This window comes from Butyricicoccus sp., assembly GCF_050872565.1.
Classification (GTDB): Bacteria; Bacillota; Clostridia; order Oscillospirales; family Butyricicoccaceae; genus Butyricicoccus_A.
On the sequence record NZ_JBNMHC010000096.1, the window covers coordinates 1 to 6,950 of the forward strand.

Genomic DNA, 6,950 nt, shown 5'->3' on the forward strand with positions numbered 1-6,950 from the left:
CCCTGCGCGGCTGCGCAGGGATGCAACGAGCTTGTTGTTCACATCCGTCTTTCCCGTGAGAAATTGGATTCTTGCGGGGCAGTCCATGTGCAGTCAGCAGCGGTTTGCAGTGAGAAGAAGCCTTCTTCCTGCGCACCGATAGTATACTAACTATACCACAGATCGCCGAAAAAGTACATGGGAATGCTGTTGATTACGCCTCACCTTCGAGAACGCGCTGGTTGTCCAGATGTAATTCATAGCGGACGCGGTCAGCGATGGTCAGAATCAGCTCGCGGTTTGGCGGACGGCGCACAGAGCTAAAGCCTGCCATGCGTCCACCGGAACGCTTCCATGCGATTTCCACAGCATTTCGGATGTCGCGTTCTACACTTGTCCATGTCGTGTGATATTTCCGCGCGACAGCCGGATACAGAATTTTGGTCACCGACTCTGCGACAGAAGGATCTTCCAGCGTCATGAGAATACATTCTCGTGCATATCGATAACCGGCGACATGCGCGGGCAAGTGCAGACTGTTGATGATCTGCGTGACACGGCGCGAGACATCGTAGACAGATGGCTGTCGACTATCGGAGGAAAACCGACGCGGGGTGCAGCCGTACCGCATGATAAGCTCCACAAGGGCTGGCAAGTCAATCGGCTTGCGCAGGAAAAAGCTGACACCGAGTCGGTCGCATTCTGCCACGGTATGCGTCGAGGCAAACGAGGAGAGAACGAAGATGACAGGACATTGTTCCGCCGGCAGGCTGTGCAGCTCCTTGAGAACAGAGAGTGCGTTGTTGCCGGGGATCATCAAGTCAATCAGCAGGGCATCAGGCTGTTCCCGTAGGATCATATCAGTTAATCCATCGCCGGAAGTGTAGATGCCAGTAATCGACAATTCTGCTGAGGACTCGATAGCCGATGAGAGCGCACGGGTGAAGATAGAATCGTCCGATGCAATCATGATACGAGTGAGCGATAACATAATAAAATCCCTTTCTTATAAAATTTTTGCTTTGCGTATGGTATGTATGCTTTGTGTATATACTATACCGGAATTTGCAAAAATGAACAAGAACGGAGTTGTACAAAAAGTTGCTCAAATCGGAGGATCGACAAAAGTGAGTTGTAACGAATTGCCGTGGATAAATCCAAGATTTTAGAGAAAAAAGCGAGAATTTGCACGAATCAAAAAGGTGTTTGCCATCGGTGAAAATGACGATAAACTGCTATATTTATATTATCGAGTAAATTCGACAAACAGCAAAAAAGACAACAGATCCCTCGAAAATCTCGGGGGATCTGTATAAAATGCGCGATTACTCTTTGTTGGCCAGGCGTGCCTGAACCTCATCAAAGGTAGCAAGAACGTCTGCGGACGGAGCTGGCGTCGCCAAGCTAACAACGACATTGACGAGCAGAGCCAGGACAAATGCCGGCAGCAGCTCATAGATACCAAAAATGCCGCCCATCGGTGCAATCAGGAATTTCCAAACGAATACCATGATGCCGCCAACGATCATACCGGACAGGGCACCCTGTAAGGTGGAACGCTTCCAGAACAATGCCAGCAGGACAATCGGGCCGAAGGTTGCGCCGAAGCCAGCCCAAGCGAACGATACGATCTTAAATACCGAGCTGTCCGGATTGCGAGCCAAGAATACAGCAATGACAGCAATGACAACGACGGTCAGACGAGCGATTGCGATGTTCTGCTTCTGGGTCAGCTTGACGCCAAACAGATCCTGCAGCAGGTTCTGCGAGAAGCTGGAAGAAGCAGCGAGCAGCTGCGAGTCAGAGGTAGACATCGTGGATGCCAGAATACCCGACAGAATCACACCGGCAATGACAGCTGCGAGAATGCCGTGGCTGCTGATGAGCTGTGCAACGGTGATAATGATGCGCTCCGGATCAGCCAGTACCGGCAGCGCACCGGCCTTGGTCATGCCCAGACCGGCAATACCGATAAAGACAGCGACAGCCATCGAAATGACAACCCAAACGGTTGCAATGCGGCGAGAAGTCTTGATCTTCTTGTCATCCTCAGTTGCCATAAAGCGCAGCAGAACGTGCGGCATACCAAAGTAGCCGAGACCCCATGCCAGCATGGAGAACGAGGTCAGCGCACCGTAAGCGGAGGAAGAACCAGTCTCCGGATCGTAAACGCTGGTCAGGCTCAGATAGCCCGGCAGAGCGCGTGCGTTGGTGAGAACGGCGTCCATGCCGCCAGCCATGTGTGTGGCGTAAATCACAACGATGACAATAGCAATCGTCATGACAATGGACTGAATCAAGTCAGTGGTGCTGGCTGCCAAGAAACCGCCCAGTGCACAGTAGCCGACAATAATTGCCGCGCTGACAATCATAGCAATCATGTAGTTTACGCCGAACAGCTGGTTAAACAGCTTGCCGCAGGCAGCAAAGCCGGAAGCAGTGTACGGAATAAAGAAGATGATAATGATGACAGCAGCGACGGAAGAAAGAATGTGCTTTTTGTCACCATAACGATCTGCGAAGAAATCCGGAATCGTGATCGAATTGGTGGTGTGGGTGTACACACGAATGCGGCGTGCCACAAGAAGCCAGTTGAGATAGGTACCGATTGCCAGACCGATTGCCGTCCAAGCGGCATCGGCAACGCCAGTCAGATACGCAACGCCCGGCAGACCCATGAGCAGCCAGCTGCTCATATCGGATGCCTCCGCACTCATAGCGGTGACCAGCGGGCCGAGCTTTCGACCGCCGAGATAAAAATCGTCAGTGTTCTTGTTTTTGTTGGACATGCGGAAACCGATGTACAACATCATTGCGAGGTAAGCCACAATCGCAACGACAATAATAACGTTAGACATGTTTCGTACTCCTTTTGTGAAAGTATCATACTTGCTTATTCTAGCATAAAAAAGACCAAACGAAAATATAGAACGAATACTAGAATAAAGTTTGTACTATACAGACAAAAGAAAACGCATTTTAGACAAATACGCGGGTAAAATGCCGGGTTATTTCGCTTTATATGCGCTTAAAAATAGCGGAAGTTCTGTACCGGAATACTGATACAAAGAGTAATCGCCATTGCAGATACACCAATCATAAATCATGGCGCGCTCCAGCATCGCGTAAGCTTTGATGATTTCGTTGACGGAAACATCCGTGCGCAGCTGTCCGCGGCTCTGTCCTTCGATCACGATTCGACGCAAAACGCGGTAGTACGTTCGGCTCTGATTGAGCAGATGCCGGTCTCCATACGTAATGAGCTGAGAAGAGTACATCTGTGCGAGCAAATCCATCGGCACGCTGTTTTCAATCATGAGAAACAGCTCGTGATTGAGATACATGAGCTTGTCAAAGCTGTTCATTTCCGGATCCATGTCCTGCATCAGCTGCTCATATTTCGCATCAAATAAATAGGAAAGAGAGGAGAGCAGAGCATCTTTGCTGTCAAAATAATGGTAAAAAGAGCCTTTGGATGTCTCCGAGCGCTCGACAATTTCTTCAATCGTTGTGCCTTCATATCCCTTTTCATAAAATAGCGACCATGCAGCATCGACGATGCGGCCTTTGGTGTTGCGGGCATCCTTTTTTGCCATGCAGCAGACCTCCTGTTTCTTTTTTGTCTCTATTATACGGCAGAAAAATCCGGTTAGACAAGAGAAAAGTTTACAAATACAGGGGATTTGTTTACAAAAAGTTTCTTGTAGTTACCTGGAAAAACAAGTAAAGTAAACATATGGTACACAAACAGAGAGGAGATGGCATAAATGACGATGGAAAAATACAACATTTTCTTTGACAGCCCGGTGGGCTTGCTGTCCGGCACGTTGGATTTATGTCAGACAGACTGCGGTTTGACAGGACATATTACGATGATGGGACATGGAACCAATATTACCGACGGAAATATCATCGATGACAAGCGGGATTTTTATGGAACCGTTTGGCTCCGAGAGGAAGAAGTGCCGTTTCATGCCCAGGGCGTGCTGGAGGACGGCATGTTGGAGCTGGATATGAACATTGGATCTCAGCTGTTTCCGCTCACGGGATTTCCGGTTCCGACGGCATGAGCTGTTGCACGAAGCGGGGAGGACTGGTATAATAAAACCAGTTTTTTATCTCAAGGAGGCTTCCTGTATGGCACGCACGAGCACAATCGAACGCAACACAAACGAGACCAAAATTAAGCTGTCGCTGAATCTGGACGGAACCGGCAAGGCGAATATTGACAGCGGCGTGGGTTTCTTCGATCATATGATGAATGGATTTACCCGACATGGACTGTTTGATGTCGATCTCAAGGTCAAGGGCGATCTGGAGGTTGATTGTCATCATACTATCGAAGATACCGGCATTGTTCTCGGCAATGCGATCCGCGAGGCAGCCGGCGATAAGAAGGGCATCAAGCGCTATGGTTCCTGCATTCTTCCGATGGATGAGGCACTGGTTCTGTGCGCCGTAGATCTGTCCGGTCGTCCGTATTTGGTCTTTGACGGCGAGTTTACCGCTGACCGCTGCGGAGATATGGATACCGAGATGGCACGCGAATTTTTCTATGCGGTATCCTATGGCGCGGCGATGAACCTGCACATCAAGGTGCTGTACGGTTCCAACAACCATCATATTATGGAGGCAATGTTCAAGGCATTTGCCAAAGCACTGGATGCCGCAACCATGTATGATGAGCGCATCACAGACGTGCTGTCCACCAAGGGCACGTTGTAAAATCTGAGACAGAACAAAAATGCTTCTCCATGTGTGATGGGGAAGCATTTTTTGTGTCTGTATTACTGCATGTGCAGAAAATATTCATGAATTGCTGTGTTGTCGTCTAATTCCGGATGGAACGCCGTGACGAGCTGATTTCCCTGCTGTGCGGCGACGATGTTGCCGTCTACTGTCGCTAAAATCTGCGTATCCCCCTGTACAGAGGCGATATACGGCGCACGGATAAAGGTCATCGGCAGAACGCCTAACGTGTCAAACGTGTGTTCCGTATGAAAGCTGCCGAGCTGTCTGCCATAGGCATTGCGCTTGACAGAAATATCCATCGTTGCAAAGCATGGCTTGCCGCCGTCTACCTGCTTGGCAAGCAAAATAAGACCGGCGCAGGTACCTAATACCGGCATTCCATCTGTGATGCGCTGCTTGAGCGGCTCCAATAGTTCCAGCTCGGTGAGCAGTTTGCGCATGACTGTGCTCTCGCCGCCCGGCAGAATCAGCCGATCCATCGGCTGGAATAAATCACGCTTTTGCCGAATTTCAAAATGCGGCACGTGAAGCCGATCCAATACAGCGGCGTGTTCCGCAAAGGCGCCCTGTACCGCCAGAATACCTACCGCCATCTTACTTGCCTCTTTCCGCCATCAGCAGAGCAATTTCATTTTCATTGATGCCGACCATGGCTTCGCCCAAATCTTCGGACAGCTTGGCAATCAGCTTGGCATCGGTGTAGTTGGTGACAGCCTGTACAATCGCAGCGGCGCGCTTTGCCGGATTGCCGGACTTGAAGATGCCGGAGCCGACGAACACACCTTCTGCACCCAGCTGCATCATCAGAGCGGCATCAGCCGGAGTGGCAACGCCGCCAGCGGCAAAGTTGACAACCGGCAGTCTGCCGTTTTCATGCACATAGCGCAGTAAATCGACCGGTACTTGCAGCTGCTTCGCTGCTTCAAACAGCTCATCTTCGCGCAGATTTTGTACGCGGCGGATTTCTGCATTCATCGCACGCATGTGACGAACTGCCTGTACGACATCACCGGTGCCCGGCTCGCCCTTGGTGCGAATCATGGATGCGCCTTCTTCAATGCGGCGCAGTGCTTCGCCAAGATCTCGCGCACCGCATACAAACGGTACCTTGAACTGGGTCTTGTCAATATGATATACATCGTCAGCCGGAGAAAGCACTTCGCTCTCATCAATATAATCAATTTCGATGGCTTCGAGCACCTGTGCTTCCACAAAATGGCCGATGCGGCACTTTGCCATGACCGGAATAGAAACCGCTTCCTGAATGCCGCGGATCATCTTCGGGTCGCTCATGCGGGATACGCCGCCAGCTGCGCGGATGTCAGCCGGAATGCGCTCCAGTGCCATAACGGCACAGGCACCGGCTTCTTCTGCGATTTTTGCCTGCTCCGGCGTGGTGACATCCATGATAACGCCGCCCTTGAGCATCTGAGCCAACTCTTTATTTAACTGGTATCTGTTTTCCATGATAGGAAACCTCCTTCAGGTCTTTACTTTTTGGATGTCACCCAGTATAATGCTGTTGTGGCATGAAGAAAATGCCCAATTAAAAGATATTCAGTCAGGTCAGATTGGAGAAAAGAACAGTTGTGATTACCTATAATCTTATGAATAGCGGGTCAGATTCGCTGTACGCCTACCTGTGTAAAAGCATCAAAAATGATATTTTGCATGGAACACTCAAGAAGGGAGAACGGCTGCCGTCCAAGCGCGCATTCGCGTCCAATCTCGGTGTCAGTGTCGTTACTGTAGAAAACGCATATGCACAGTTAATTGCGGAAGGATACATTTATTCCATCCCGAAACGGGGATTTTATGTCGCAGATTTCAGTGATCTGGCAGCAGAGCCGCAGCAAAAAACACCGACATTTTCTCAGGAAATGATTCCGCTTACCGGCGGAGACAGCTCGTATTTTGCTGACTTTTCCAGCAATCAAACTTCTTCTGACCTGTTTCCGTTTACGATCTGGTCTAAGGTCATCCGAGAAATTCTCAATGACAGCCGCGTGCAGCTCATGACAAATTCTCCGTGCGGCGGTATTTTTGCGCTGCGCGAGAGCATCGCGCGGTATTTGAAGGATTTCCGCGGCATGACGGTTCGTCCAGAACAGATTATCATCGGCGCAGGTACAGAATATTTGTATGGTCTGCTCATTCAGCTGCTTGGAAATGATAAGATATATGCCGTGGAAAACCCCGGTTATCGCAAGCCAGAGCGC

Annotated in this window: 8 protein-coding genes; 3 read left to right on the forward strand and 5 right to left on the reverse strand. The window is 50.1% G+C overall.

The window, feature by feature from the left end:
• Positions 1 to 193 precede the first annotated feature (193 nt).
• The 3 genes from ACR0P9_RS05570 to ACR0P9_RS05580 all read right to left on the reverse strand — a co-directional run bounded on the left by ACR0P9_RS05570 (position 194) and on the right by ACR0P9_RS05580 (position 3,575).
• Positions 194 to 970 carry a sporulation initiation factor Spo0A C-terminal domain-containing protein gene (locus ACR0P9_RS05570; RefSeq protein ID WP_432618104.1) on the reverse strand — a complete coding sequence of 259 codons (777 nt, stop codon included), beginning with the start codon at positions 968 to 970 and terminating at the stop codon, positions 194 to 196.
• 334 nt (positions 971 to 1,304) lie between these two features.
• The gene (locus ACR0P9_RS05575) at positions 1,305 to 2,837 is read right to left on the reverse strand and encodes a sodium/proline symporter (protein WP_432618106.1); all 1,533 of its coding nucleotides are present in this window, start codon (positions 2,835 to 2,837) and stop codon (positions 1,305 to 1,307) included.
• A gap of 150 nt (positions 2,838 to 2,987) precedes the next feature.
• On the reverse strand, positions 2,988 to 3,575 hold the full coding sequence (locus tag ACR0P9_RS05580) for a TetR/AcrR family transcriptional regulator (protein ID WP_432618108.1): 588 nt from the start codon (positions 3,573 to 3,575) through the stop codon (positions 2,988 to 2,990).
• Between the two features lie 171 nt (positions 3,576 to 3,746).
• Between ACR0P9_RS05580 and ACR0P9_RS05585 the strand changes: the two genes are divergently transcribed.
• Together ACR0P9_RS05585 and hisB are read left to right on the forward strand one after the other, a co-directional pair.
• A complete protein-coding gene (locus ACR0P9_RS05585; protein ID WP_432618110.1) occupies positions 3,747 to 4,049 on the forward strand; it encodes a hypothetical protein in 303 nt (100 codons plus the stop codon).
• 67 nt (positions 4,050 to 4,116) lie between these two features.
• Positions 4,117 to 4,704: an imidazoleglycerol-phosphate dehydratase HisB gene (gene hisB, locus ACR0P9_RS05590; RefSeq protein ID WP_432618112.1), complete on the forward strand. Its 588-nt coding sequence runs from the start codon at positions 4,117 to 4,119 to the stop codon at positions 4,702 to 4,704.
• A 62-nt stretch (positions 4,705 to 4,766) separates the two neighbouring features.
• On the opposite strand, the gene pdxT is transcribed toward hisB, so the two are convergent.
• Together pdxT and pdxS are read right to left on the reverse strand one after the other, a co-directional pair.
• Complete coding sequence (gene pdxT, locus ACR0P9_RS05595) at positions 4,767 to 5,324, reverse strand: pyridoxal 5'-phosphate synthase glutaminase subunit PdxT (protein ID WP_432618114.1); 558 nt, start codon at positions 5,322 to 5,324, stop codon at positions 4,767 to 4,769.
• A 1-nt stretch (position 5,325) separates the two neighbouring features.
• Positions 5,326 to 6,201, reverse strand: coding sequence for a pyridoxal 5'-phosphate synthase lyase subunit PdxS (gene pdxS, locus ACR0P9_RS05600; RefSeq protein WP_432618118.1), 876 nt, complete (start codon positions 6,199 to 6,201; stop codon positions 5,326 to 5,328).
• 119 nt (positions 6,202 to 6,320) lie between these two features.
• Here pdxS and ACR0P9_RS05605 point away from each other — a divergent pair.
• Positions 6,321 to 6,950 (forward strand): GntR family transcriptional regulator (locus ACR0P9_RS05605; RefSeq protein WP_432618116.1); only part of this gene is annotated, 630 nt, incomplete at its 3' end.